This window comes from Microbacterium lacus, from assembly GCF_002812805.1.
In the GTDB taxonomy this organism is placed as follows: Bacteria; Actinomycetota; Actinomycetes; order Actinomycetales; family Microbacteriaceae; genus Microbacterium; species Microbacterium lacus_A.
Genome location: NZ_NMUM01000022.1, coordinates 276,826 through 302,738, shown reverse-complemented (window position 1 = coordinate 302,738; position 25,913 = coordinate 276,826). Strand labels below are relative to the sequence as shown.

General features: G+C 68.1%; 22 protein-coding genes. 12 read left to right on the top strand and 10 right to left on the bottom strand.

The features are described 5' to 3' along the window. The first annotated feature begins 248 nt into the window (after positions 1-248). From lexA to CGU34_RS07695, 3 genes are all read left to right on the top strand, one after another. Positions 249-1,016, top strand: coding sequence for a transcriptional repressor LexA (gene lexA, locus CGU34_RS07705; RefSeq protein WP_081766093.1), 768 nt, complete (start codon positions 249-251; stop codon positions 1,014-1,016). Positions 1,017-1,088: 72 nt separating this feature from the next. Continuing rightward, positions 1,089-2,483 carry a hypothetical protein gene (locus CGU34_RS07700; RefSeq protein ID WP_051512864.1) on the top strand — a complete coding sequence of 465 codons (1,395 nt, stop codon included), beginning with the start codon at positions 1,089-1,091 and terminating at the stop codon, positions 2,481-2,483. 51 nt (positions 2,484-2,534) lie between these two features. Next, positions 2,535-4,463, top strand: a complete 1,929-nt coding sequence (locus CGU34_RS07695) for a S9 family peptidase (RefSeq protein ID WP_036294649.1) — start codon at positions 2,535-2,537, stop codon at positions 4,461-4,463. A 16-nt stretch (positions 4,464-4,479) separates the two neighbouring features. On the opposite strand, the gene hflX is transcribed toward CGU34_RS07695, so the two are convergent. Further along, positions 4,480-5,997: a GTPase HflX gene (gene hflX / locus CGU34_RS07690; protein WP_036294646.1), complete on the bottom strand. Its 1,518-nt coding sequence runs from the start codon at positions 5,995-5,997 to the stop codon at positions 4,480-4,482. A gap of 130 nt (positions 5,998-6,127) precedes the next feature. Here hflX and CGU34_RS07685 point away from each other — a divergent pair, with 130 nt between their 5' ends. Further along, entirely contained in the window at positions 6,128-6,772 is a 645-nt protein-coding gene (locus tag CGU34_RS07685) for a class I SAM-dependent methyltransferase (RefSeq protein ID WP_100813755.1), read from the top strand. A 48-nt stretch (positions 6,773-6,820) separates the two neighbouring features. Here CGU34_RS07685 and dapF read toward each other — a convergent pair whose 3' ends face one another. The 7 genes from dapF to CGU34_RS07650 form a co-directional block, all read right to left on the bottom strand. Continuing rightward, the gene (gene dapF / locus CGU34_RS07680; RefSeq protein WP_036294640.1) at positions 6,821-7,693 is read right to left on the bottom strand and encodes a diaminopimelate epimerase; all 873 of its coding nucleotides are present in this window, start codon (positions 7,691-7,693) and stop codon (positions 6,821-6,823) included. 10 nt (positions 7,694-7,703) lie between these two features. Beyond that, complete coding sequence (gene miaA, locus CGU34_RS07675) at positions 7,704-8,681, bottom strand: tRNA (adenosine(37)-N6)-dimethylallyltransferase MiaA (protein ID WP_051512862.1); 978 nt, start codon at positions 8,679-8,681, stop codon at positions 7,704-7,706. After that, complete coding sequence (miaB, locus tag CGU34_RS07670; RefSeq protein ID WP_036294637.1) at positions 8,678-10,231, bottom strand: tRNA (N6-isopentenyl adenosine(37)-C2)-methylthiotransferase MiaB; 1,554 nt, start codon at positions 10,229-10,231, stop codon at positions 8,678-8,680. The genes miaA and miaB overlap by 4 nt, the downstream gene beginning before the upstream one ends. Positions 10,232-10,371: 140 nt before the next feature. Next, a complete protein-coding gene (locus tag CGU34_RS07665; protein ID WP_100813754.1) occupies positions 10,372-10,749 on the bottom strand; it encodes a hypothetical protein in 378 nt (125 codons plus the stop codon). Between the two features lie 174 nt (positions 10,750-10,923). Further along, positions 10,924-11,682 (bottom strand): regulatory protein RecX, encoded by a 759-nt coding sequence (locus tag CGU34_RS07660; RefSeq protein ID WP_100813787.1) that lies wholly within the window; start codon positions 11,680-11,682, stop codon positions 10,924-10,926. A 2-nt stretch (positions 11,683-11,684) separates the two neighbouring features. Next, positions 11,685-12,740, bottom strand: a complete 1,056-nt coding sequence (gene recA, locus CGU34_RS07655) for a recombinase RecA (protein ID WP_036294633.1) — start codon at positions 12,738-12,740, stop codon at positions 11,685-11,687. Between the two features lie 214 nt (positions 12,741-12,954). Beyond that, a complete protein-coding gene (locus CGU34_RS07650) occupies positions 12,955-13,506 on the bottom strand; it encodes a MarR family winged helix-turn-helix transcriptional regulator (protein ID WP_232711587.1) in 552 nt (183 codons plus the stop codon). Between the two features lie 87 nt (positions 13,507-13,593). On the opposite strand from CGU34_RS07650, the gene idi reads away from it, so the two are divergent. From idi to CGU34_RS07615, 7 genes are read left to right on the top strand one after another with little or no spacing between them, the layout of a single operon-like run. Next, positions 13,594-14,154 carry an isopentenyl-diphosphate Delta-isomerase gene (gene idi, locus CGU34_RS07645; protein WP_051512859.1) on the top strand — a complete coding sequence of 187 codons (561 nt, stop codon included), beginning with the start codon at positions 13,594-13,596 and terminating at the stop codon, positions 14,152-14,154. Positions 14,155-14,164: 10 nt separating this feature from the next. Then, positions 14,165-15,241, top strand: a complete 1,077-nt coding sequence (locus tag CGU34_RS07640) for a polyprenyl synthetase family protein (protein WP_198517712.1) — start codon at positions 14,165-14,167, stop codon at positions 15,239-15,241. Then, entirely contained in the window at positions 15,238-16,170 is a 933-nt protein-coding gene (locus tag CGU34_RS07635; RefSeq protein WP_100813753.1) for a phytoene/squalene synthase family protein, read from the top strand. The genes CGU34_RS07640 and CGU34_RS07635 overlap by 4 nt, the downstream gene beginning before the upstream one ends. Further along, a complete protein-coding gene (crtI, locus tag CGU34_RS07630) occupies positions 16,167-17,741 on the top strand; it encodes a phytoene desaturase family protein (RefSeq protein WP_100813752.1) in 1,575 nt (524 codons plus the stop codon). The genes CGU34_RS07635 and crtI overlap by 4 nt, the downstream gene beginning before the upstream one ends. A 5-nt stretch (positions 17,742-17,746) precedes the next feature. Continuing rightward, the gene (locus tag CGU34_RS07625; protein ID WP_036299625.1) at positions 17,747-18,109 is read left to right on the top strand and encodes a lycopene cyclase domain-containing protein; all 363 of its coding nucleotides are present in this window, start codon (positions 17,747-17,749) and stop codon (positions 18,107-18,109) included. Next, positions 18,106-18,411: a lycopene cyclase domain-containing protein gene (locus tag CGU34_RS07620; RefSeq protein WP_036299627.1), complete on the top strand. Its 306-nt coding sequence runs from the start codon at positions 18,106-18,108 to the stop codon at positions 18,409-18,411. The genes CGU34_RS07625 and CGU34_RS07620 overlap by 4 nt, the downstream gene beginning before the upstream one ends. After that, positions 18,408-19,301 carry a prenyltransferase gene (locus CGU34_RS07615; protein WP_232711586.1) on the top strand — a complete coding sequence of 298 codons (894 nt, stop codon included), beginning with the start codon at positions 18,408-18,410 and terminating at the stop codon, positions 19,299-19,301. The genes CGU34_RS07620 and CGU34_RS07615 overlap by 4 nt, the downstream gene beginning before the upstream one ends. 190 nt (positions 19,302-19,491) lie before the next feature. Here CGU34_RS07615 and CGU34_RS07610 read toward each other — a convergent pair whose 3' ends face one another. Both CGU34_RS07610 and CGU34_RS07605 read right to left on the bottom strand, forming a co-directional pair. After that, positions 19,492-22,422, bottom strand: coding sequence for a UPF0182 family membrane protein (locus tag CGU34_RS07610; RefSeq protein WP_036299629.1), 2,931 nt, complete (start codon positions 22,420-22,422; stop codon positions 19,492-19,494). A 79-nt stretch (positions 22,423-22,501) separates the two neighbouring features. Next, complete coding sequence (locus CGU34_RS07605; protein ID WP_036299631.1) at positions 22,502-23,620, bottom strand: YlbL family protein; 1,119 nt, start codon at positions 23,618-23,620, stop codon at positions 22,502-22,504. A gap of 203 nt (positions 23,621-23,823) precedes the next feature. Between CGU34_RS07605 and CGU34_RS07600 the strand changes: the two genes are divergently transcribed. After that, positions 23,824-25,200 (top strand): zinc-dependent metalloprotease, encoded by a 1,377-nt coding sequence (locus CGU34_RS07600; protein ID WP_051513669.1) that lies wholly within the window; start codon positions 23,824-23,826, stop codon positions 25,198-25,200. The last annotated feature ends 713 nt before the right edge of the window (positions 25,201-25,913 follow it).

Genomic DNA, 25,913 nt, shown 5'->3' with positions numbered 1-25,913 from the left:
CATCCGGCTCTCGGCCGGGAGAGCCGGATGCGAAGTTGTGTTCCGAAGTTATCTTCGAGTATTTCATGTTGTCAAGTCCTTATTGCGCTTCGAATGGCCCGAAATCGTTCGACACGCTCGAACAGATGTGCCGAAATGTCCCACGGACCGGATAGTGTTTCGATGGTCGCGCTGGTGCAAGAGCAGTACACCAGGGACCACCGACATCGCATTCAGAGCGACGCCTCGTACGGCGGAAGGAGCACGACATGACGCTTGAGCCCGGGGACTCCGCGCTGGCGGAGTCGGATGCCGAGAGGGACGTGGACTCGGAGGCGAGCGCGGACGACGCGTCCGTCACCGAAGAAGTCGCCGGGCCACGGGCGCGCACGCGCCGCCGCAAGAGCCTCAGCGACAAGCAGCTCGCAATCCTCGAAGTGATCCAGCGCGCGGTTCAGGCGCACGGCTACCCGCCGAGCATGCGCGAGATCGGCGACGCCGTGGGCCTCCGCTCGCTCTCGAGCGTCACCCACCAGCTCAACCAGCTCGAGCTGTCGGGATACCTCCGGCGCGATTCGGGCAAGACCCGCGCGATCGAGATCTTGATCGATCTCCCCGGTACCGCGACCGAGAATCCCGCCGACACGGCCCCGCCCGTGGGCGATGCGGCGATGGTCCCTCTCGTCGGTCATATAGCGGCCGGCGTCCCCATCACTGCCGACCAGCAGGTGGAAGAAGTGTTCCCGCTCCCCCGCCAGCTCGTCGGCAAGGGCGAACTGTTCATGCTGCGTGTCTCGGGCGAGTCGATGATCGACGCCGCTATCTGCGACGGCGACTGGGTCGTCGTGCGCACGCAGGCGAACGCGGAGAACGGCGACATCGTGGCCGCCATGCTCGATGGCGAGGCGACCGTCAAGACCTTCCGGCGGCGCGACGGCCACACGTGGCTGCTGCCCCGCAACAGCGCATTCGAGCCGATTCTCGGCGATCACGCGAGCGTTCTCGGCAAAGTCGTCGCGGTCCTGCGCGCAGTCTGACCACCCGCGGTGGCCCCGGGCGCTGTTGCGGGAAAACCTGCGCGCGCAGGCGTGGGAGCGGTATAAGGGGATGTGACCAACCCCACCTCCGCCTCCGCGAACGACGCGGAGGTCGCGCGTCGGCTCGCCGAACTCGAAGCCGAGAACGAACGGCTTCGCTCGCGCCTCGAAGCGACGCCCGCTCGCCCGGACCGCGTCTCGCGGCCGCGGAAGGGCACGTGGCGCGGAGTCCTGTCCGCCGCAGTGATCGTCGTCGCGGCGCTCTTGGTACCCGTGTCGATCGTGTCGGCGTGGGCACGCACCGAACTCGTCGACGAGACCGCCTTCGTCGCTACGTTCGCTCCCCTGGCGCAGGATCCCGCCGTGCAGGCGCTGATCGTCGACGAGGCGACGGTGGCGATCGACGAGTCGCTCGACCTGCAGGGCCTGACCGACGATCTGTTCGACGGACTCGGTGGGCTCGGACTGCCGCCTCGGGCCACGGCCGCCATAGATCTGCTCCGCGGTCCGGCGGTGGAAGGGCTCCGCGGCCTGATCGGCACATCCGTGACCCAGCTCGTGGAATCCGACCTCTTCGCCTCGGTCTGGGAGACGGCCCTCCGCTCGAGCCATCGTGGGCTTGCCGCAGCCGCGACGGGCACGACCCCGACGGGGGCCGTCACCGTCAGCGACGCCGGCGAGGTCGGCATCTCGCTGGCCCCGATCATCGATGAGGTGAAGGAGCGGCTCGTGGCGCAGGGCGTCGGTTTCGCCTCCGCTATCCCCTCCGTCGACCGCACGATCGTGCTCGTTCAGAGCGACGCGCTCGTCACCGTTCGCATCGTCTATGGAATCGCCGCGACGGTCGGATGGTGGCTACCGCTCATCACACTCGCCCTGTTCGTCGGTGGTGTGCTCCTCGCACGCCGGAAGAGCGTCGCCCTCGTCGGCACGGGTGTAGCCATTGCCATCGGCGGCGGAACACTCGCCATTGCCCTCGCAATTGGCGCAACGGTTGCGTCGATCGCGGCGTCGCAACTCGCTCTCCCGATCACGGCCGTCGATGCCATCTACGAACAGATCGTCACGGCGATGCGTGACACCGCCGCGGTGGTCGCGCTGATCGGTGTTCTGCTCGCGCTTCTTGCATGGGTACAGGGGCGGAGCACAGCGGCGATCGCGATCCGGACCGGTGCCGCAGGCATCAACCACCGGCTGCGCTCGACGCTTCGCTCAAGCGGCGTGGACACGGGCCGCGTCGGCCGCTGGATGTACGCGTACCGCGTCCTGGTGCGGGTGGCCCTCGCCGCGCTGGCAATCCTCTGGCTCTTGGCGTTGCGTCCGCTCTCGATCGGCGATGTCTCGCTCGTTCTGGTCGTCGCACTCCTGGCCTGGTGGGCGACCGAGCTCGCGCAGAGCGATGCGGTACAGGATGAGCCCGAGCGCGCCGAGCCCGAGCTGAGTGGGTCCGAGCGCGTCACGACGTAGGGCACCCGGCGTCACGTACGCGGCGTCGGCCCCTCCGCGTAGCCTGTCGTGATGACCACGATTCTGCCTTTCGGAACCTGGCCCTCCCCCATCTCGGCCGCCGAGGTCACCACGTCCGCACCCCGCATCGACGGCGCGCGCTTCGTCACTGACGAAGCGTGGTGGAGCGAGTCGCTTCCCGCGGAGCGTGGTCGCACGGCCATCTTGCGTCTGCCCCGTAACGCCGACCACGGCGCCGACGCGGACGTGGTGCTGCCGGCACCGTGGAGCGCCCGCTCGCGAGTCCACGAGTACGGCGGTGGCGCGTGGACGGTGGATGACCGCGGCATCCTCTTCTTCGTCGAGCAGTCGGATCAACGTGTGTGGCGCCTCGAGGCGGACGGCGAGCCCCGCCCCCTGACCGCGGAAGCCCCGGGCACGCAGTACGGCGACCTGACGTGGTCGAACGGGCGCCTGCTCGCCGTACGCGAGGTCGCGCGCGAGGGGCACTATCCCGCGCGCGACATCGTCGAGATCGTCCCCGCGGTGGGCGGTTCCCCCTCCGCGCCGGTTCCGCTCGCGGCCGGCTACGACTTTCTCGCCTACCCGCGTCTCTCGCCGGATGGCGACCGGCTGGCGTACATCGGGTGGAACCATCCGAACATGCCGTGGGATGCCACCCAGCTGGTCGTACTCGACACCCGCAGCGGCGAGACCAGCATCGTCGCCGGCGGATCCCACGAATCCGTTCTGCAACCCGAGTGGACGGGTCCCGACGAGCTGACCTACACGACCGACCGATCCGGCCGGTGGACGCTCGAGCGTCGTCGGCTCGGCGGCCTCGCCGAACCGACCGCGGCCGAGGAATCGGACACCGACACCGGCGGGCCGCTGTGGAACCTGGGCGCTCGGTGGTTCGCCCCGCTCGAAGACGGTCGGCTTCTGGCTGTGCGCACGCATGGCCGCGACGAACTTGTCGTGGAGAACACGGATGGCTCGGTTCGAGCGATTCCGACGCCCCTGTCTGCCCAGGTGCTGATTCGAGATGTGAGGGGCACTCGCGCTCTCATCACGGGCGCGGGCGCGACGACACCGTCAGGACTCTGGCTGGTCGACGTCGACGACCCGGCATCCGCACGGCCGCTTCGCGGTGGGGTCTCGTCGAGAAGCGTCGGATGGCTGCCCGAAGCTATCGCGATGACGTTCGATGGACCCGGCGGCGCCGTGCACGCCTTCGCCTACCCACCGACCAATCCGGGCGTGGACGGCCCCGCCGACGAGCGCCCGCCCTACATCGTGACCGTTCACGGCGGGCCTACCGCCCACGTCGCGGGCGAGGCATCCCCCGCTGTCGCCTACTTCACGAGTCGCGGCATCGGTGTGCTCGATGTCAACTACGGCGGTTCGAGTGGTTATGGACGCGCCTACCGCGAGCGGCTGGCCGGGAAGTGGGGAATCGTCGACGTCCAGGATGTCGTCGCCGCGGCCGAGGGCCTCGTCGCGGTGGGAATGGCGGACGCCGCGCGCCTGGCGATCAAGGGCGGATCCGCCGGCGGATGGACCGTCCTGTCCGCGCTGACGACGTCGAAGACATTCTCGGCGGGCATCAGCCGCTACGGCGTCGCGGACCTCCGCGCCCTCGCCGAAGACACGCACGACTTCGAGGCGCACTACCTGGACGGGCTCGTGGGGCCGCTCCCGGAAGCCGAGTCTGTCTACGAAGAGCGATCCCCGCTCAGACGTATCGACAACCTCAGCGTGCCCGTGCTGCTTCTGCAGGGAGCGGATGACCCGGTCGTGCCGCCCGCGCAGGCCTACGCCATGCGCGATGCCCTCGCGGCAAAAGAAATCAGCCACGCGCTCGTGGTCTACGAGGGCGAGTCGCACGGCTTCCGTCGTGCCGAAACGATCCAGCACGCGCTCGAGAGCGAGCTGAGCTTTCTCGGGCAGGTGTTCGGGTTCGCGGCGCCGGGCGTGCCCGTGCTGCCCCTCGAGTCCTGAGGGGCAGCGGAAGCGGTCAGCGGAGGAAGGGGGCCAGCTCGGCCGCGAGCCGGGCCGAGACGTGTGCGTGCAACGCTGTGCCGCCCTCTTCATGACCCTCGGAGATGATGAGGCCCGAATCGTGGGCCGCAGACACCAGGTCTCCGCGGTCGTAGGGCACGAGCGCGTGTACCTCGACGGCCGGAAGCGGCAGCGCCGCCTCGACCGCGGTGCGCAGCTCGTCGATGCCCTCGCCCGTGCGGGACGAGACGAACATCGCGTTCGGCACAAGGCCGCGCAGCACCATCCGGTCATCCGCATCGATCAGGTCGGCCTTATTGAACACGACGATCTCGTGGGCGTCGCGAGCGCCCGCCTCGGCCATGACGTCACGGACCGTCGCGAGCTGACTCGCCGGGTCGGGGTGTGCCGCGTCGACGACGTGCAGCACGACATCCGCGCCCGCGACCTCTTCGAGCGTCGAGCGGAAGGCCTCGACCAACTGGTGCGGAAGGTTGCGGACGAAACCGACCGTGTCGGTAAGCGTGAAGACGCGCCCATCGACCGTCTCGGAACGACGGACCGTGGCATCCAGCGTCGCGAACAGCGCGTTCTCGACGAGCACACCCGCGCTCGTCAGCCGGTTGAGCAGGCTCGACTTGCCCGCGTTCGTGTACCCGGCGATCGCGACCGAGGGGATCGTGTTGCGGGTACGCTCGGCGCGCTTGGCCTCGCGAGCCGGCGCGAAGTCGCGGATCTGGCGGCGCAGCAGCGCCATCTTCGTGCGGATGCGTCGGCGGTCCAGCTCGATCTTCGTCTCACCGGGTCCGCGCGAGCCCATACCCGCGCCGCCGGCGCCGACCTGGCCACCGGCCTGACGCGACATCGAGTCACCCCAACCACGCAGACGCGGGAGCAGATACTCCAGCTGCGCGAGCTCGACCTGCGCCTTGCCCTCACGGCTCTTCGCGTGCTGGCTGAAGATGTCGAGGATGACCGTGGTGCGGTCGATGACCTTGACCTTGACGACGTCCTCGAGCGCGCGCCGCTGGCTGGGCGCAAGCTCCGTGTCGGCGATCACGGTGTCCGCACCGACGGCCGCGACGAGGTCGCGGAGTTCCTGGGCCTTGCCGCTGCCGAGGTAGGTTGCGGGATCCGGATGCGGGCGCCGCTGCAACACGGCATCGAGCACGATCGCGCCGGCGGTCTCGGCAAGAGCCGCGAGCTCGCGCAGCGAATTCTCGGCGTCCTCCTGCTCGCCCTGCGGGTAGACGCCTACGAGCACGACGTTCTCCAACCGCAGCTGCCGGTACTCGACCTCGGTGACGTCCTCGAGCTCGGTCGAGAGCCCCGGAACGCGCCGGAGCGCCTGGCGATCTTCGCGATCCCACTGATCGCCGTCTGAATCCGCGCCAGCGGTGGTCGAGGCATCCTGCAGCGCCTGCGCAGCCCCGAACGTCCGGACGCCCGAGCGCGTTTCGGCGCGCGCGAGAACGCGAGCGACGACGTCGTCAGCCTCGCCGTTCTCATGAGATGTGGGGATGGTGTCGGTCATGTATTTCCTCTCCGGATGCCTCGTGCCGCCTCGTGAAGAGGCCCCCTGGCATCCGTGGTCGTCGTGTCCGCGCGACGTCGTAAAACTCTAGCCTCCCGCGCGACACGGGTACTCCGCTACGCTCGCACCCATGGCGAGCGACCACTATTTCTCTGCGAGTCCCGCCAGCGCCGAGAATTTACGTCAGATCCGTGTCGACTTGAATGGTCGATCCGTCGAGCTGACGACCGCTGGCGGGGTCTTCAGCCCCGATCGTTTGGACGCGGGGACTGCCGTACTTCTCGCGAACACCCCCGCAGCTCCCGCGGGAGGACACCTGCTGGATCTCGGCTCCGGATGGGGCCCGGTTGCCCTGACCCTGGCGATGCAGTCTCCGCACGCAACCGTGTGTGCCGTGGACGTCAACGAGCGAGCCTTGGATCTCGTGCGCCGGAACGCCGCGAACCTCGGACTCCCCAATGTCAACGCTGTACTGCCGGATGGTGTTCCCGACGACGTGGTGTTTCGCAGCATCCGCTCCAATCCGCCGATTCGCGTCGGGAAGAACGAGCTGCACGGCCTGCTCGAGCGCTGGATCCCCCGCCTCGACGAGCGCAGCGACGCGTGGCTCGTTGTGCAGCGGAACCTCGGCTCCGATTCCCTGCAACGCTGGCTCGCCTCGACGTTCGAGCACGGATACAGCGTGCATCGCGCGGCCACGGGGCGCGGCTACCGCGTGATCCGTGTCCGTCGCCACGGTTCGCCGCCGACGACGCCTCTCGACATCGTTACCTGAGCTCAGCGCGAGTCACCTGGCGTCGGAGCGGAGCGTCCGCTTTGCCGCTCAGGCCAGGGCGACGTCGCCCGAGAAGACCAGCACCGCGGGCCCGGAGAGCAGCACGTGCATCTCGTCGCCGCGAGGAACCATCCGAACACCGAGCGTCCCGCCGGGAACGTCGACCCGCCAGATGTCGGGGGCCCCGGCCCCCGCCCAATGCCGCACGGCCAACGCCGCCGCGGCGACACCCGTGCCGCAGCTCAGGGTCTCACCAACCCCACGCTCGAAGACCCGCATCCGGATGACGCCGACGCCGTCTTGCACGAGGGGTTCGGCCGGCACGACGAACTCCACGTTCGCGCCCGCTTCCGGTTCGGGGTCAAGCACCGGCTTGTACGTCAACTCGAGCGCCTCGAGCTCGTCCTCGCCCGGCAGCGCGACGACCACATGAGGATTGCCGACATCGATGCCGAGGCCGGGCCGGGCGACACTCAGCCCAAGCGCACGTACGGTCGGAGCATCCTCGTCCACCGTCCACGCGCCCAGATCCGCCTCGAACCCGTTCGGCACCCGCGCCACGTGCTTGACGCCGGCCCGCGTACCGATCGGGATGCCCGCCGTGTCGACCTCGGCGAGCCCCGACTCGGCCAGGTAGTGCGCAAAAACACGGATGCCGTTGCCGCACATCTCGGCCTTCGAGCCGTCGGCGTTCCGATAGTCCATGAACCATTCGGCGCCCGCCGCCACGGCCGATGCACCCTCATCGATGGCCGCCGCACGGACGACACGCAGGATGCCGTCGGCTCCGATCCCGAAACGTCGGTCGCAGAGGGCCGCAACCTGATCGTCGGTCAGCGAGAGCGCTCCGTCTGGATCCGCGACGATGACGAAGTCATTGCCCGTGCCGTGACCTTTGGTGAACGTGACGGTGCCGGGCATGCCCACAAGTCTAGGGCGCCGAATTGACCTCACGCGTGAGCGCTCGTGCCGCGGTCGCCTCCCCCGCCGGCATCCAGTGCACGCCTGTGTAGCGGCGGAACCACGACACCTGCCGGCGTGCGTAGCGTCGGGTCAGCGCCTGGGTCTGCGCGATCGCCTCGGCCCGGTCGATCTCTCCCGTCAGCTGTGCGAGGGCTTGCGCGTAACCGATCGCGCGTTGCGCGGTCGTGCCGCGCTCGAGGCCCGCGGCCCGCAACAGCTCGACCTCGTCGAGCAGACCCTGCGCCCACATCGCCCCGACCCGGGTGTCAAGACGCTCGACCAGCACGGAGCGTTCCTCGTGCAGTCCGATCACGGTGGACGGATGCCAGGGCACCGGCTCGTCCGGAAGCGCCGCGCCATGCGTCGCACTCCCCTGCGCCAGCACCTCGAGGGCTCGCACCACCCGCCGGCCGTTGCGCGCGTCGATGCGAGCGGCGGTGACCGGGTCCTGCTCACGGAGCCGGGCGAAGAGAATGCCGGGACCGTGCGCCTCGAGTTCGGCCTCGAGCTCCTCGCGGAGGGCCTCGTCGCGGGGTGGGAATGAGAAGTCGAAGAGGACGCTCGAGACGTACAGGCCCGAGCCGCCCACGAGGATGGCGTGCGCCCCCCGGGCGTGAATCTGCTCGATGGCCCGCCTGGCCTCGTTCTGATAGGCAGCGACGGCCGCGTCCTCGTCGACGTTCAATACATCGAGCAGATGGTGCGGGACGCCTCGACGCTCGGCGAGCGGAAGTTTTGCGGTCCCGATGTCCATTCCGCGATACAGCTGCATCGCGTCGGCGTTGACGATCTCGGCGCGCTCACCGCGTGCCCCGAGCGCTTCGGCGAGGTCGAGAGACAACGCGCTCTTGCCCGTGCCCGTCGCGCCAACGACAGCGAACAAGCGCGGCGCGGCGGGGTCGGACCCGGCGGGTGCACCCGGATCGAACCCGGACGCTTCGCTCACGCCCGCGGCGGCATCACGGGCAGGCCGAGCGACACGGCGCGCGGTGCACCCGCTGCTCCAGCGGCCGGCGCCGGAACGGCACAGGACTCGGACTGCGTGCGGTCCCAGGCATCCCCCGCCCGCGTGCGCCGGATGCGCAGCGGCGCGCCCTCCGGCGAGTCGGCGAGCAGGTAGAACGGCGCGGCGTGCGTCACGACCGCGGTCACGATGTCGCCCGGGCGGGGCGTCTCGGAGCCGGCAGGCAGCTCGACGTGGACCAGCCGGTTGTCTTCGGCGCGTCCCGTCAAGCGATGGGTCGCGGCATCCTTCTTGCCCTCGCCGCTCGATATCAGGACGTTGACCTCTCGGCCGACCTGCGCCTGGTTCTCTTCGAGCGAGATGCGATCCTGCAGAGCCATCAGGCGCTCGTACCGCTCCTGCACCACAGCCTTCGGGACCTGGTCGGGCATCGTCGCGGCCGGCGTGCCCTCACGAATCGAGTACTGGAACGTGAAGGCGCTGGCGAACCGGGCTTGCTCGACGACCCGCAGTGTCTCGGCGAAGTCTTCCTCGGTCTCACCGGGGAACCCGACGATGATGTCCGTCGTGATTGCGGCGTTCGGGATGCGCTCACGAACGCGGTCGAGAATGCCCAAGAACTTCTCGCTGCGATACGAGCGGCGCATCGCCTTCAGGATGCGGTCGCTGCCCGACTGCAGCGGCATGTGCAGCTGCGGCATGACGGACGGGGTGTCGGCCATCGCGTCGATCACGTCGTCGGTGAAGGCCGCCGGGTGGGGGCTCGTGAAGCGGATGCGCTCGAGTCCGCGAATCTCGCCGGCTGCGCGCAGCAGCTTACCGAACGCGTGACGGTCACCGAATTCGACGCCGTACGAGTTGACGTTCTGACCGAGCAGCGTGACCTCGATCGCACCGTCGTCGACGAGCAGGCTCACCTCTTCGAGGATGTCGCCGGGGCGACGGTCCCGCTCTTTGCCGCGCAGGGTCGGGACGATGCAGAAGGTGCACGTGTTGTTGCAGCCGACCGAGATCGACACCCAGCCGCTGTAGACCGAGTCGCGCTTGGTCGGAAGGGTCGAGGGGAAGACTTCGAGCGATTCGAGGATCTCGAGCTCAGCATCGCCGTTGTGTCGAGCGCGTTCGAGCAGCCGCGGCAGCGAACCCATGTTGTGGGTGCCGAAGACGACGTCGACCCAGGGGGCCTTCTCGATCACGGCTTGCTTGTCCATCTGGGCGAGGCACCCGCCGACCGCGATCTGCATGCCGTCTTTGCGTCGCTTGACGGATGCCAGGTGCCCGAGCGTGCCATAGAGCTTGCCCGATGCGTTCTCGCGTACCGCGCAGGTGTTGATGATGACGACATCCGCCTCGGCCCCGGCATCCGCGCGGACGTATCCGGCGCTCTCGAGCGATCCGGAAAGGCGCTCGGAGTCATGGACGTTCATCTGGCAGCCGAACGTTCGCACCTCGTACGTGCGAACGTGTCCGTCTGCTGTGCGTGCGGCGACGGACGGCGCGATGAGGGTGGGCGCGCTGGAGAGGGTCGACATGATCCGCCTATTCTACGAGGCGCCATCACCGCGGGGCTCTGGACGAGGTGAGAGCCGCCGAAACACCCATCGTGCGACGAAACACCCTTCGACGCGGGGTGTTTCGTCGCCGCAGGGGTGTTTCGGCTGCACCGAACGCGCTACGTGTCGATCCAGAGGGTCACGTTCAAATTCGCGAGCCGCCGCACGAGCCGAGCCGAGATCGTTTCAGCGCCGCGCGGAAGGGTCATGAAGATCCGGACGACGGTTCCTTCAGCGTGGAGCACTGCCTCGGGCAGAGGGTCGAGGAAGTCGAGGAGCGTGTCGAGCGCCGACTCAAGCTGGTCGATGCGGGCGTTCCAGTCGGGCTGGTCGAAGGTAATCGTGCCGAGCGAATAGCGATGCTCGGACTCGCCCGCGGCTCGTTCTGTCCCGAAGCTCGCGAGTTGATCGATGGGGTCCGCGCTGAAGACCGTCAGGCTCACGATGACCTGGCCGGCATCGACATCGGGGTCCGGCACGTCCACGCTCATCATCACGGCAGAATCCTGGCAGAACGGCCGTCGAAACACCCGTCGTGCGACGAAACACCCCTAGACGCGGGGTGTCTCGTCGAGATACGGGTGTTTCGCCGGTGATGGCGCGGCGCGGGCGGCACGCGGCGCGCCGAGCGCGCGCAAACAAGCGCGGCGCATAGCCAGCGCAAGCAGGTTTCAGCGGAAGCGGACCTTGGATGAGCCGACACCGGCCTCATCGAGGGCCTGCTTGGCCGCCGTCATGGCCATCGACCCGCCGAACCCGCGACGCGCGAGCTGGCCGTGCAGCCGACGGACGGCCGCCTCGCGATCGAGCGACCCCATCGAGCGGGCCTTCTGCCGGGCGAAATCAAGAGCACGCTCGGCCTCATCGTCGGGGAGTTCGTCGAGCGCCGCATCCACGACCTCGCGCGGGATCCCCCGACCCGAGAGCGTCTGCGAGATCGCGCGACGCCCTTGGCCCTTGCGGCTCGTGGCGGCATACACGAGCTGCTCGGCCAGTCGAGCATCGTCGAGATAGCCTCGCGCCTCGAAGTCCGCCACGACATCCTCGGCTGTCGCACTGTCGAGGCCACGCTCGGCCAACATCCCCCGAGCCTCTTTTGCGGACAGCTGACGCGTGCGCAGCCGCTTCACGAGTGCCTGCGTCGCGCCGTCGACATCGACGCCCGGCTCGTCATCTTCGTCCGGAAGTTCGTCCCGCGTCGAGATCGCCACCGGCTTACGTGGAGCGGTCGTCGGTCCTGCAGTCGGGGCGGCCGTCGGGGCTTCGTCCTCGGCCCAATACTCGGGCGAGAACGTCACCTTGCGACTCGGGGACGCGACCGCCCTGTCGGGCGCGGTCTGTCCGCGCTGGGGTTCTGCACCGCGGTCCGCACCCGGGAGGTAGGTGACGGGGGCCAAACGCTCGCCCCCGTCACCTTCATCGATAGGCATGATCACGCCGGGCGGCGCTGCGCCAGTTCGTCATCCGCGGCGACGGGCGGCAGGGCCTTCGGCATACCGATGCCGAGCTTCTGCTTGATCTTGTGCTCGATCTCGTCTGCGGTGTCGGGGTTCTTGAGCAAGAAGTTGCGGGCGTTCTCTTTACCTTGCCCCAGCTGCTCGCCCTCGTACGTGTACCAAGCACCCGACTTCTTCACGATCATGTGCTCGACACCGAAGTCGATCAGCGAACCTTCGCGAGAGATGCCGGTGCCATAGAGGATGTCGAACTCGGCCTGCTTGAAGGGCGGAGCCATTTTGTTCTTGACGACTTTGACGCGCGTGCGGTTACCCACGGCATCCGAACCGTCCTTCAACGTCTCGATGCGTCGGATGTCGAGGCGAACGGAGGCGTAGAACTTGAGCGCCTTGCCGCCGGCCGTGGTCTCGGGCGAGCCGAAGAACACGCCGATCTTCTCGCGCAGCTGGTTGATGAAGATCATCGTCGTGTTGGTCTGGTTCAGACCACCCGTCAGCTTGCGAAGCGCCTGGGACATCAGTCGCGCCTGGAGACCCACGTGCGAGTCACCCATCTCGCCCTCGATCTCGGCGCGCGGCACGAGAGCCGCGACCGAGTCGATCACGATGAGGTCGATCGAGCCCGAACGGATCAGCATGTCGGCGATCTCGAGCGCCTGCTCACCCGTGTCCGGCTGCGAGACCAGCAGCTGGTCGATGTCGACGCCGAGCTTCATGGCGTACTCGGGATCGAGCGCGTGCTCCGCGTCGATGAAGGCGGCGATTCCGCCCGCACGCTGGGCATTCGCGATGGCGTGCAGCGTCAGAGTCGTCTTACCCGACGACTCGGGACCGTAGATCTCGATGATGCGACCGCGGGGCAGTCCACCCACGCCGAGTGCGACGTCGAGGGCGATGGAGCCGGTCGGAATGACCTCGACGGGAGCGCGGTCATCGCTGCCCAGGCGCATGACCGAGCCTTTTCCGAACTGGCGGTCGATCTGTGCGAGGGCCGATTCAAGGGCCTTCTCGCGGTCGGCGGGGTTGGGCATGGGATGCTCCTTCTGTCTCGCGGTCCATCGCCTGCAGTCTGTCGCGCAGCCGGATCGGCGATCCGGATACTTCGACAAGGCGTGAGCGGGGCTCGGTGTGGTTTCCACGTTAGGAAGGGCCTCCGACATCCGTCGTCTGGCCGTTCATGTCCGTGGAGAAACAGCACCTCGTCCACCTGTGCAGGAGCTTATCCAGCGACGAACATAGTTTCGACTAATGCGTGGGCGTGTCGTCGAAGACTTCCACGATAATCGCCGACTCGTTCCGCTCCACAACCGCATCTCCGACCACGGGCGCCTCCGCGGCGCGAGCGCCCGAGGCCGGGTCCACCGCCCGCGCGATTCGTGTCATGAACTCCGTGATGTAGCGAAGCTGCGTTTCGTCGTAGTCCCGTGCGATCCCACGCATGACATCCAGATGACCGCCGACATGCTGGTAGAAGGTTTTGCGCGAATGGTCCGTCAGAACCACGACGCGCGCACGGCGATCCGTGGGGTGTGGCCTGCGCTCGACGTGCCCCGCGACGACCAGCCGATCGATCATCTTCGATGTCGAAGCGGTGGAGATACGCAGGTGCCGCGCGAGTTCGTGGGGGCTCACGGCCGTTCCGCGTCGCTCCCACTCCACCATCATGCGGAGGGCGCGCAGGTCGGTGAGATTCATCGCCATGTCGTCGCCGAGCTCACCGTGCATGCGGTCGAGCGCGTCGCCGAGCGTGCGCAGCGCAAGGAGCGCCGAGCGCACCGGATCTGGTTGCTCACTCAATGCGTGGACACCCCCTCGGGCTCATGTGTATCATCGGGAGACAGCAATTAGCTAGCTAAGCTAGCGAATTAACAGGGGAGCACGTATATGCCCGACACCGACTACGTTGTCCTCCTCGATGAGGCGGGAAACGAGATCGGGACCGCCCCGAAGGCCAGCGTCCACGGTACCGATACCGCACTGCATCTCGCATTCTCGTGCCATGTCCTCGATGATGAGGGGCGCATTTTGGTCACCCGTCGCGCTCTCGACAAGCAGACCTGGCCCGGCGTCTGGACGAACTCGTTCTGCGGTCATCCCCGTCCCGCCGAGCCCGTCGTCGCGGCGGTCCGTCGTCGCGCGGAGTACGAGCTCGGCATCACCGTCTCATCCCTCGAGCTCGCGCTTCCGCTTTTCCGCTACCGCGCCGTTGATGCCAGCGGGATCGTGGAGCACGAAATCTGCCCCGTGTACACGGCGCGGACGAGCGATGAGCTCGTCTTGAACCCGCACGAGGCCGTGGACTACATGTGGGTACGCCCCGAGGACCTCGCGCGCTCGCTCGAGGCAACTCCGTGGGCGTTCAGCCCGTGGCTGGTCCTGCAGGCACAGCAGCTCGACCTGTTCACGGCGCATCGGCCCGTGAACGATCATCGTCTCGCTTCATGAGACTCCCGTCATGAGCCTGATCGCCACCGGTCTGGTCGGCTCCGTCGCGCGAGCCGAGATCGACACGCAGATCGACGGCGCCCTCGCGCGGATACAGCGTCGTGCGGAGCCCTTCGGCGGCGTGTTTGCCGAGTTGGGCTCCGCGATCCAGCGCTCGGCGCAGGGCGGCAAACGCTTTCGTCCCGCGCTCGTGGTCGCGACGTTCGAGTCGCTGGGCGGCGACGCTTCGACGAACGGCTGCGTCTATCCCGTCGCCGCGGCTTTCGAACTGCTGCACGCGGCATTCCTCATGCACGACGACATCCTCGACCACGACACGATGCGTCGCGGGGTACCCAACGTATCCGGCCAGTTCCGGTCGTACGCGACGCGGTGGGGCGCGGATGCCTCGGGAGCCGCGCTCGTCGGTGATGCCGCCGGGCTTCTCGCCGGAGATCTGCTGCTGCACGAGTCTCAGCGTCTGATTGCCCTCTGCCCCGCTACCGAGGACGAGCGCGTGCGTCTGCTGGACCTGCTCGACGAGGCCGTACTGGTGTCTGCCGCGGGTGAGCTCGCGGATGTCGCCCATTCCGTTCTCGACAAAGAACCGGCTGCCGCCGACATCCTGGCGGTCACGCACGACAAGACGGCCGTGTACTCGTTCGCCGCGCCCCTGCGCGCGGGTGCGTTGTTGGCCGGGGCAAGCCCCGAGGTCGAGGCGATGTTGGCGCAGTTCGGCAGCCGGCTGGGCCTCGCCTACCAACTCGTCGACGACCTGATCGGCGCGTTCGGCACGGATGAGCAGGCCGGTCGCCCGGCGGGAGCCGATCTGCGCGAGGCGAAGCAGACCGCGCTGATCGCCCTCGCCCGAGCCACCGCAACGTGGTCCCAAGTGAGCGATGCACTGGCGCTCGCGCACACGGGACCGATCGCGGTGCGCCACGCGCAAGACATGCTCGACGGCAGTGGCGCACGAAACGAACTCGAGCGCCTCGTGAACAACGCCCTGTCAGAAGCACGCGAGCTCATCCTGCCTGGCTATGTGCCGCCGGCGACGGCGCGGATGCTCGGCGACCTCGTCAGCGCTGTAGAGGCGCGTATTCCGTGACCGACCGTTCAGCACCCCGCGACACCACCGGACTCGACCTGTACGACCGCACGGCACGCGCCGCGGCCGAGACGGTCATCTCTCGCTACTCGACATCGTTCGGCTATGCGTCGCGTCTGCTCGGTCCGCGGGTCCGACCGCACGTACGCAGCATCTACGCCCTCGTCCGTGTCGCGGACGAGATCGTCGACGGCCCCGCGCGCGAGGCGGGACTCACCGCCGAAGAGGAGGCGCGCGAGCTCGACGCGCTCGAGGCGCAGACGCTCGAGGCCATCCGCACGGGATTTTCCGCGAACCTCGTCGTTCACGCTTTCGCCCTCACCGCACGTGAGTGTGCGATCGACGAGGCGCTGGTCCGGCCCTTCTTCACCTCGATGCGGACGGACATCACCGTGTCCGAACACGACGCAGCATCGCACGATGCATACGTCTACGGATCGGCCGAGGTCGTCGGCCTCATGTGTCTGCAGGCCTTCGTGAACGCCGGCAGCCCGAACCCCGGACCGGCAGATCCCGAGATCGTCGCGGGCGCCCGACGGCTGGGAGCGGCGTTCCAGAACGTGAACTTCTTGCGGGATGCGGGTCACGACAGCGACGCCCTCGGGCGCGACTACCTCGGGCTGGACGGCTCGCCGACGACCCGGGCCGCCGTACTCGATGACATCGACGCCGATCTCGCCGCCGCGGCATCCGTCATTCCGCGACTGCCGCGGGACTCCCGACGCGCCGTGACGTGCGCGCACGACCTGTTCGCCGAGTTGAGCGCACGACTGCGACGAGCGGATGCCTCGGCCGGCCGGGTCCGCGTGCCGAACCCGGTCAAGGCGGCTTTGTTCGCGCGGGCTGCGGCGGGGGCAGCGCCGCGCGCGCCGCGGCCGACGCACGACAACCCAACCCAGGATCGACCGACGCGAGGAACACGCTCATGAGCTCCACCCAACGAGTCGTCGTGATCGGCGGGGGTATCGCAGGCCTCGCCACGGCCACCCTGCTCGCCGCGGACGGCCACGCCGTCACGCTCTTCGAGGCCCGGGATGCTCTCGGCGGCCGAGCGGGCTCGTGGGAGCACGATGGCTTCCGCTTTGACACGGGCCCGAGCTGGTACCTGATGCCCGAGGTGTTCGACCACTTCTTCCGCCTGCTCGGCACGAGCGCCGAGCGCGAGCTCGATCTCGTCCCCCTCGACCCCGCCTACCGCGTCTACACCGAGGGCGAGCCCGAACCCCTCGAGATCCACTCGGGCGTCGAGCCCGTCGCCGAGCTCTTCGAGGACATCGAGCCGGGCGCGGGTGCCGCGATCCGCGACTACCTCGCGTCGGCTCAGGACGCCTACGAACTCGCGGTCTCGCGATTCCTCTACGACTCGTATGCCTCCACGAAGGGCCTGCGTGACCCTGCTCTGCTGCGCCGGCTGCCGCAACTCCTCCCCCTGCTGACCCGCCCCCTCCACCGACACATCGAGAGTCGCTTCGCTGACCCGCGTCTGCGTCAGGTGCTCGGCTACCCCGCCGTGTTCCTGGGTGGTTCGCCGTTCGACGTGCCGAGCCTCTACCACCTGATGAGCCACCTCGACCTGGGCGACTCGGTGGCCTACCCGATGGGCGGCTTCACGACCGTGATCGAGGCCGTGGCGCGCCTCGCGCGCGAGCGGGGTGTGACGATCGAGACCGGCACACCGGTCGTCTCGATCGAGACCGCCGGGTCGCGCGCGGTCGGCGTGCGGGTTCAGGATGCCTCGGGAACGACGCGTTTCGTGCCCGCCGACCTCGTCGTGGGCGCGGGGGATCTCCACCACCTCGAGACCGAGCTGCTGCCCCCGGAGCGCCAGACGTATCCGGAGTCGTGGTGGAAGAAGCGCACACCCAGCCCGGGTGCCCTGCTGCTGCTGCTCGGCGTCGAGGGCGAACTGCCGCGTCTCGCGCACCACACGCTGGTGTTCACGAAGGACTGGCGCGGCAACTTCGACGCGATCTTCGGGGACGAACCGTACGTGCCCGATCCCGCGTCGCTGTACGTGTGCCGACCGAGCGCCACCGACCCTTCGGTCGCCCCGGCGGGCCACGAGAACCTGTTCGTGCTCGTTCCGATGCCGGCGGATGTGGCCCTCGGCCACGGTGGCGTGGACGGGGCGGGAGACCCCCGCATCGAAGCCGCGGCCGATGCCGTCGTCGAGCAGATCGCTGCATGGACGGGCATCCCCGACCTCGCGGACCGGATCGTCGTCCGCCGCACCACCGCCCCCGCCGACTTCGCGAGCGACCTGCACACGTGGCGCGGCAACTCGCTCGGGCTGTCCCACACCCTGCTGCAGAGCGCTGTATTCCGTCCGCGGAATGCCTCGCGCAAGGTCGACGGATTGCTATACGCGGGCGCAGACGTCCTCCCCGGTATCGGCCTGCCGATGTGCCTGATCTCGGCAGAACTCGTCCTCAAGCGGGTCCGTGGCGACGACGGGGCGGGGAGGGTACGCGAGCCAGTTCTCGATGCCGTGGCAGACTGAACGACGTGCCGGGCCTGTACCTTCTCGCGATCCTCGTATCGGCGGCCGGAATCGCGCTCCTCGACCGGCGCTTCCGACTCGCGTTCTGGGCGGCTCGCGGCAGGACCGTTGCGACAGTCGCGATCGGAGTTATCTTCTTTCTCGCGTGGGATGCCGCGGGCATCCTGACGGGCGTCTTCGTGAAGGGCGACAGCGAGCTCTACACCGGCGTCATGCTCGCTCCCGAGCTGCCGCTCGAGGAACTCTTCTTCCTCGCCTTCCTCTGCTACCTGACACTCCTGTGCTGGGCCGCGGCATTCCGCGTTCTCGCGCGTCGAGACAGAACAGCGGCGCCCGCGGCAGGAACCGACGAGAGTACGCACAGATGACCTATCCGCTCATCGTCGTCCCGTTCCTTCTCCTCGCGGCCCTCGTCACGATCCTGACCGCACGGCGCGAACGATTCGCCCGGCGGATGGCCGCATCGGGGCTCGCGGCGCTCGTGCTGCTCACGCTGACCGCGGTCTTCGACAACGTCATGATCGCCGCGGGTCTGTTCACCTATCCGGCGGAGCACCTGAGCGGCATTCACATCGGACTCGCGCCGGTCGAGGACTTCGCCTACCCGCTCGCGGCGGCCTTCCTGATCCCTGCCGTGTGGACACTCCTGAGCCCGAAAAGGCCGACGTGACCGGGGCCGAACAGATCGGCCTCGGCCGAACCATCCGCACTCTTTTCGTGTCTTCACGGCCGATCAGCTGGGTCAACACGGCGTTCCCGTTCGCGGCCGCGTATCTTCTGGCGACGCGCGAGATCGACGTGGTGCTGATCGTCGGCACGATCTTCTTCCTCATCCCCTACAACCTGGCGATGTACGGGATCAACGATGTCTTCGACTACGAATCCGACATGCGCAATCCGCGCAAGGGCGGTGCACACGGGGCCGTTCTCGATCGACGTCTGCATCCGGTCACCCTGTGGGCCGCAGGGCTCGCGTGCCTGCCGTTCGTGGTGTTCCTGGTCTCGGTCGGCGGGCCCCTGTCGTGGCTCGTGCTCGCGTTCAGCCTCTTCTTCGTCGTCTTCTACTCCGCTCCCCCGCTGCGGCTCAAAGAGGTGCCGTTCGCCGACTCGATGACCTCCAGCATCCATTTCTTCTCGCCCGCCGTTTACGGCCTCGTGCTCGCGGGCGTCAGCTGGACGCCCGGGCTCGTCGCGATCATCGTGGCGTTCGCGCTGTGGGGAATCGCGTCGCACGCGTTCGGCGCGGTGCAGGATGTCTCGGCCGACCGAGAGGCGGGCATCTCCTCTATTGCGACCGCGCGGGGCGCCGCCTGGACCGTCCGTTTCGCGCTCGTCTGCTACGGGCTCTCGGGTCTGACGATGCTCGCGTCGGAGTGGCCGGGGCCCCTCGCCGCGCTGCTCGTCATCCCATACCTCGCCGCCGTATGGCCGTACCGTAGCGTCAGCGACGCCGCTTCGGACGAGGCGACCCGGGGGTGGCGTGCGTTCCTGTGGATCAACCAGCTCGCGGGCTTCGGCGTGACGCTGCTGCTCGTGTGGTGGTGGCTGCTCACCGCGTAAGTCGCCCGCCGCGGACCCCGCCGCTGGGCCCCGCGCTGCAGCCCCAGCCGGGCCGCTCCCCTGGCACTAAGTGCGGTTCCACGACGCGACAGCTGACATCTGCTGCCAGGTGAGCGGGTCGTTTCGACAGACTCAACGACGAGACGGTGCCACACCGGCAGGGGTGACACCGTCTCGTGTGCGACGTGGACTACTCGGCGGTCAGCTCGAGCAGCCGGTCGATTGCGTCCGTCAGGCGGGCGTCGGCCTCGCCGAACGCCGCCCAATCGCCGGCCTGCAGGGCCGTCTCGCGTTCGAGCATCGCCTCGCGCGCATCGTTCAGCAGGGCCTGCTCCTGAACATCGATGCTCCCGCCGCCACCATCCGACGGGTCGGTCGGTGTCGCGCTCGGGTCACCCGGCGTCGCATCCGGGTCCGGCTCGACGGTTCCGTCACCGGCATCCGCTCCCGAATCCCCGCCGAAGAGCGTGTCGAGCGCCTCGTTCAGCGTGTCCTCGAATGCGATCTGGTCGCCGAACGCAACAAGAACCTTCTGCAGCGTCGGCAGCTGAGTGCCACCGGATGACTGGACGAAGACGGGCTGCACGTACAGGAACCCGCCACCGACAGGAAGGGTCAGCAGGTTTCCGTTGAGCACCTCGGACTGGCCCTGGCGCAGCAAGTTGATCTGGCCCGAAACCACGGGGTCCGCGTCGAACGTGTTCTGCACCTGTCCGGGCCCGGGAACCGTGGTGTCCGCGCTCACGACGAGCATCCGCAGCGCACCATACCCTTCGGCCTTGACGCCGTTGTCGGATCCGGCGTCGGCATCCACCGCGAGGTAGCCCGTGAGGATGTTTCGCGAGGCCGTACCCGTTCCCGGGGGAATGAACGTCGTGAACATCGAGAAGGACGGTTCGTCCTGACCCGGCATCTGCATCGTCAGGTAGTACGGCGGCTGCAAACGCGTCGAGGTCGTGTCCTGCGGGTCCACCGGCGTGGCCCACGCGTTGTCGCGCTGGTAGAACGACTGCGCGTCATCGACATGGTACTGACCGAGCGTCGCGCGCTGCACCTTGAACAGATCCGTCGGGTACCGCACGTGGCTGATGAGTTCGGCTGACATCTCGCTGATGGGTTTGATCGTGTTCGGGTACACCTTCTGCCACGCCTGGATCAGCGGGTCTTCCGGGTCCCACGCGTACAGGGTCACACTTCCGTCGTAGGCATCGACCGTCGCCTTGACCGAGTTACGGATGTAGTTGATGTCGTCGATCGTGAACCGCGGGGTCGGGTTCGTCGTGTCGGCGATGGCATCCGAGAGGCTCACGGTGCGCGAGTACGGGTAGGTCGACGCCGTCGTGTATCCGTCCACGATCCACACGATCCGACCGTCGACGACGCTCGGGTACGGGTCGTTGTCGAGGTCGAGGTACGGAGCGGCCTTCTGCACGCGCGTCTTCGGGTCACGGTCGTAGAGGATCTGCGAGTCCTCGTTGACATAGTCCGAGAGCAGGATGTCGGTGGACTGGAACTTCAGCGCGTAGATCAGCTTGTCGAACAGCGTGCCGATCTTCGGGCCACCGTCACCCTCGAACGTGGTCTTCGTCTCGCTCTGACCGTCCTCAGATCCGCGCGGATAGTCGAGCTCGACCGGGGTCGTCCCCTCGGGCGCACCGACGATCGAGTACACCGGCGACTGCTCGCCGAAGTACACGCGGGGCTGGAAGTTCTCGCTGTCGCTCAGGAATCCGGTCGCCGGGATTCCGCGTTCGAGGAAGACGGGGTTGCCGTCGCTCGTGCGCTGGTTGCCCGCGGCCACGACGAGGCCGTAGCCGTGCGTGTAGACGACGGTGCGGTTCTGCCAGGTGCCGGCGGTACCCAGCGCCTCCATGTCGAGTTCACGGACCGAGACGACGGTGTCCTGGGACTCCCCGTTGATCTCGTAGCGGTCGACGTCGAGCGGGTCGGTGAACTGGTAGTAGGCCCGGAACTGCTCGAGCTGACGGACCGTCGGGCTGATGATCGCGGGGTCCATGATGCGAATGGATGCCGTGGTCTGGGCGTCCTCGCGCAGGGCGCCGGGCTCGGCATCCGTCACGGCGGTCGTCTCGGTCTTTTCCAGACCGTCGATGCCGTAGGCGACCTTCGTCATCTCGAGGTTCCGGTCGATGTACTGCTCCTCGAGCGAGAACTCATTCGGCGCGACCTGGAAACGGTCGACGATCCAGGGATAGCCGACGCCCACCACGACCGCCGAGACGATCAGCAGTGCGGTACCGATGAGTGGGAAGCGCCAACGACCGATGATGGCCGTGGCGAAGAAGAGGATGGCGACGAACGCCGCGATGCCCGCCAGGATGGCCTGGCCGGGGATGACCGCGTTGACACCGGTGTAGCCGGGTCCCGTGATCAGGTCGCCCGTCTCGCTCAGCGTCTTGTAACGATCGAGCCACAGGCTCGCGGCCTGGACGACGAGGTACAGGCCGGCGAGGATCGCGAGCTGGATACGCGCGGACTTCGAGATCCGCAGCTCCCAACGCCCGCCTTCGCGCTGGCCGACGCGGACGGAGCCGTAGAGGTAGGACACGACGCCCGTCAGGCCCAGGCAGATCAGCAGAACAGCAGAGATGAATCCGAGCGCGGCGCTGTAGAACGGCATGGCAAACAGGTAGAACCCGGTGTCGAGACCGAACTGCGGGTCGGTGGTTTCGGTCGTCACACCGTTCACCCAGAGCCAGACGGTCTCCCACTGGGTGGACGTCGAGAAGCCCGCGAAGAAGCCGAAGAAGACCGGGATCCCCCACATCGCCAGGCGACGGAGCGGTTCGACGACCTCTTGGTAGCGATCGAGCTGACTCGACAGTCGCGCGTAGACCGGTCGGAGCCGGTAAGCGAGCTGGATCGTCAGCCAGACGGGGACGGCCATCGCGAGGAATCCGATGACGAACATCGTCGCGCGGGCGAGCCACTGCGTCACCAGGACCGAGTCGAACCCGATCTGCTGGTACCACATGAAGTCTGCGTACAGGGAAGCGAAGATGAAGAACCCGACAAGCAGTACGGCGATGATGACCAAGGAGATGGTCACAACGCGTCGTGTAGTGCGGGGGGCCGCTGGCTTCGAGGAAGTCGTGGTCACCCATCCATCCTAGGCGCCCGGTTTTGCGCGGAGTCTGCCCCGAGCCAGGGAGAAGACCGGGTATCAGGCCACGTTTCGGTTACGGAGCGGTGCAAGAGGGCACCGCGTCGAGGTCGCCCCCGGCGCTCACGGCGTCGAGAGCCGCCACCGCGTCGTCGAGGTCTGCCACGGAGAACACCCGCAGGCCGTCCGGGATGTGCCCCACGACCTCGTCGCAATTCGCCTCGGGTGCGAGGAAGTACTCCGCCCCCGCGCCCTGTGCACCGTAGAGCTTCTGACGGATGCCGCCGATCGGCCCGACGACGCCGTCTGCCGTGATCGTGCCCGTACCCGCGACCTGCAGGCCGCCGTTGAGGTCATCGGGAGTCATGGTGTCGATGATCCCGAGGGCGAACATCAGGCCAGCGCTCGGGCCTCCCACGTTGTCGAGCTGGATCGTGACCTGAACGGGGAAGTCATAGTCGACGATCGTGGACACCCCCACCTGGTAGGCCGAGTCGTCCTCGTTGAGGACGGGCGTGACGTCGACCGTCATCTCGGTCCCGTCGCGTTCGATCGTGAGGGCGACCGGCGCGCCATCCGTCTCCTGGATGATGTCGCGCAGCTCGGTGACGTCGGTCACGTTCTGACCTTCCGCCGCGAGGACGATGTCATCCGGCTCGAGGATGCCCTCCGCCGGCGACCCCTCGGGTAGCGAGTGGATCCGCACTCGCGAGTCGACCTGGTAATCCAGCTCGCGCAGGGCCGCAACCGTCGCCTCGTGCTGCGAGTCGACCATCAGCTGAGCGTTCTGCTCTGAGCGCTGTTCGCTCGTCTGGCCCGCCGGGAACACGGAGTCCAGCGGCACGACCGCGCGAGAACGGTCGAACCACGCGCCCATGAGCTCGAGCCAGGTGGGCGTCCGCTCGCGGTTACCGACGACCTGGACGGTGGTGAGGTCCAGAGCGCCGCTCGTTTCGAACGTCTCCGCACCCTCGACCTCGATGAGGGGAACGGCCGCGCCATCCGCCCCCGTCGCCGTTCCGAGCGTGTTGTAGACCGGGCCGGGCTGCTGGATCACGTAGCCCGTGGGCAGGAACGTGAGCGTCGCCAGGCACACCAGGGCGACCGCGAGCGCGATGATGCCGATCCTCGTGGCACGCCGCAGGGGAGGTCGTTGCGCGGGCACGACCCGGACGTCTTCGTCGAACAGCGCCACGGTGGGACCTTTCTTCGCTCCGCGGGACGGAGCGGGACTTCGGGCGCCGTTCGCGAACGGCGTAAGCAATGCGGGCCCGACCCCGGCGGGGCCACAGTCGGCTGCGACTAGCGTAGAACCACCCACCCGAACGACGCTGAGAGGCGGCTGAAGTGCCTGGCGACGAGAACCCCGAAGACGACTTCGAAGAGCTTCTGCGGCGCATGCTCGGAGGCGGCGGACAGATCGATCCGGCGCAGTTCGAGCGGCTGACCGGCATGCCGTTGGACCCCGCCATGATGGCAATGGTTCAGCAGCAGCTGCGTGGCGCGATGGCTGCCGGAGACGGCATCCCGTGGGGTGTCGCCGAGCAGCAGGCCCTGCAGCTCGCTCGCGCCGGCGGGTTGAGCGTGACCGATGGCGACCGCGTCGACCTGGACGGCGCGCTCACGCTCGCAAATCTGTGGCTGAGCGAAGCGACCGTCATCTCGGAACTCGCGCAGACCCCCCGCATCATGACGCGCGCCGAATGGGTGAGCGCGACCCTGCCCGTCTGGCAGGAGTTCGCCGAACCCGTTGCGACGAGCATCACGGATGCTTTGACCCGCACGCTCGCCGAGCAGGCACCGGAAGAGCTCAAGCCGCTTCTCCAGGGCGCGGGCAAGGTCATGCGCTCGCTCGGCGGATCGCTGTTCGCGACACAGCTCGGCCAGGTCGTCGGGCAACTCTCCACCGAGGTGATCAGCGGGGGCGATGTGGGAATCCCCGTGATGCCGGCCGGCGAAGCGGCCATCCTGCCGCAGAACTTCGTCGATTTCGGCCGGGACCTCGACATCGCGGACGATCAGCTCGCCCTGGCGGTCGCGGTGCGCGAGCTCGCACACGCCCGTCTCTTCCGTCACGCGAAGTGGTTGCGTCTGCACGTGCTCTCGCAGGTCACCGAGTTCGCACGCGGGATCGATGTCGACACGGATGCTCTCGAAGACCTTGCATCCCGGTTCGACCCCTCGCGCCCGGACGAGCTGCGCACGGCGCTCGAAAGCGGCGCGTTGCTGCCCGAGCACACCGAGGCCCAGCGGTCGGCCCTCGCGCGCCTCGAGAGCCTCCTCGCGACCGTGGAGGGGTGGGTCGACGTCGTCACCGAGGATGCGACCGCGCGTTTGCCGAAGGCCGCGGCGATTGCCGAGACCGTCCGCCGTCGCCGTGCCGCGGGCGGACCGGCGGAACAGGCGCTCGCATCGCTCGTGGGACTGGAGTTGCGACCCCGCCGCCTGCGTGAAGCGGCCGCCATGTGGCGCGCGATCACCGATGCCGTGGGTGTCGAAGCCCGCGATTCGCTGTGGGATTACGCGGACTTCATGCCGAGTTCCGAAGACATCGACGACCCGTCGCGGATCATCGACAGCCTTCGCCGTCGCGCTCTCGGCGATGACGCGCCCGAGGCGGAACTCGACGAGCTCGACGACGCGATCGCTCGGATTCTCGCCGGCGAGGAGTCGTCCGACCCCCGGACGGATCCGGACACCGGTGCGGATTCCGGTCCGGACGAGACCGGCGACTCCACGGCCGACGGCGGAGCGCCCGACGAGCCGGCGCGCTGACACCGTTCGTCCTCCACAGGGGCAGCTGAGCGTGGACCTTCCCGTCCGCCTGTGGAATCCCCCGCCCACGACCGCCCGGCAGGACACAATCACGGGATGACCGTGATGCTCCGTCTGGATCAGACCCACACCCCGCTCTGGCGCGACGCGACGACGATGCAGCTCGGCGAACACGCCCATTCACGTTTGACGGATGTCTCGCCGTGGCAGGAGCGCCTGTTGTTCGAGCTCACGCGCGGTCTGCCCGATACGGGTGTAGATGTTTGGGCGGAGTTGCAACGCGTGCATCCCCGAGAGGTCCGGGCCTTTCTCCGACGTTTGGGCTCGGCCCTGCTCCGGATCGATCTGGAGCGGCGGAGCGCTCCCGGCGGGATCGTGCTCGAAGCCCCGCGGGGAGGTTCGGACGATCCGCTCGTCGTCGCGATACGGATGGCGCTCGAGACATCCGCGTACCGGGTGACGGTCATCGAGGAGGCCGATCCGGGCGAACACGATCGACCCGGCGCCGAGGCATCCGGTGCGGATGTCGTGGTGATGTTCGCGCGGCACGTGCTCGACCCGCGGCGCGCTGCTCCGCATCTACGCGCGGACCGGGTTCATCTGCCGGTCGTGGTCGGCGGCTCCGGCATCGTCATCGGTCCGCTCATCGTGCCGGGTGTGACGGCCTGCCTCACGTGTCTTCACCTCGAGCGGCGCGACGCCGACGACGCCTG

What these genes read in the sequence shown, in the direction of transcription:
- CGU34_RS07685 (WP_100813755.1), top strand. Translation starts at nt 6,128, where the DNA reads ATGGCGAGCGACCACTATTTCTCTGCGAGTCCCGCCAGCGCCGAGAAT.
- hflX (WP_036294646.1), bottom strand. Translation starts at nt 5,997, where the DNA reads ATGACCGACACCATCCCCACATCTCATGAGAACGGCGAGGCTGACGAC.
- dapF (WP_036294640.1), bottom strand. Translation starts at nt 7,693, where the DNA reads ATGCCCGGCACCGTCACGTTCACCAAAGGTCACGGCACGGGCAATGAC.
- lexA (WP_081766093.1), top strand. Translation starts at nt 249, where the DNA reads ATGACGCTTGAGCCCGGGGACTCCGCGCTGGCGGAGTCGGATGCCGAG.
- recA (WP_036294633.1), bottom strand. Translation starts at nt 12,740, where the DNA reads ATGCCCAACCCCGCCGACCGCGAGAAGGCCCTTGAATCGGCCCTCGCA.
- idi (WP_051512859.1), top strand. Translation starts at nt 13,594, where the DNA reads ATGCCCGACACCGACTACGTTGTCCTCCTCGATGAGGCGGGAAACGAG.
- miaB (WP_036294637.1), bottom strand. Translation starts at nt 10,231, where the DNA reads ATGTCGACCCTCTCCAGCGCGCCCACCCTCATCGCGCCGTCCGTCGCC.
- CGU34_RS07640 (WP_198517712.1), top strand. Translation starts at nt 14,165, where the DNA reads ATGAGCCTGATCGCCACCGGTCTGGTCGGCTCCGTCGCGCGAGCCGAG.
- CGU34_RS07660 (WP_100813787.1), bottom strand. Translation starts at nt 11,682, where the DNA reads ATGCCTATCGATGAAGGTGACGGGGGCGAGCGTTTGGCCCCCGTCACC.
- CGU34_RS07695 (WP_036294649.1), top strand. Translation starts at nt 2,535, where the DNA reads ATGACCACGATTCTGCCTTTCGGAACCTGGCCCTCCCCCATCTCGGCC.
- crtI (WP_100813752.1), top strand. Translation starts at nt 16,167, where the DNA reads ATGAGCTCCACCCAACGAGTCGTCGTGATCGGCGGGGGTATCGCAGGC.
- CGU34_RS07620 (WP_036299627.1), top strand. Translation starts at nt 18,106, where the DNA reads ATGACCTATCCGCTCATCGTCGTCCCGTTCCTTCTCCTCGCGGCCCTC.
- CGU34_RS07600 (WP_051513669.1), top strand. Translation starts at nt 23,824, where the DNA reads ATGCTCGGAGGCGGCGGACAGATCGATCCGGCGCAGTTCGAGCGGCTG.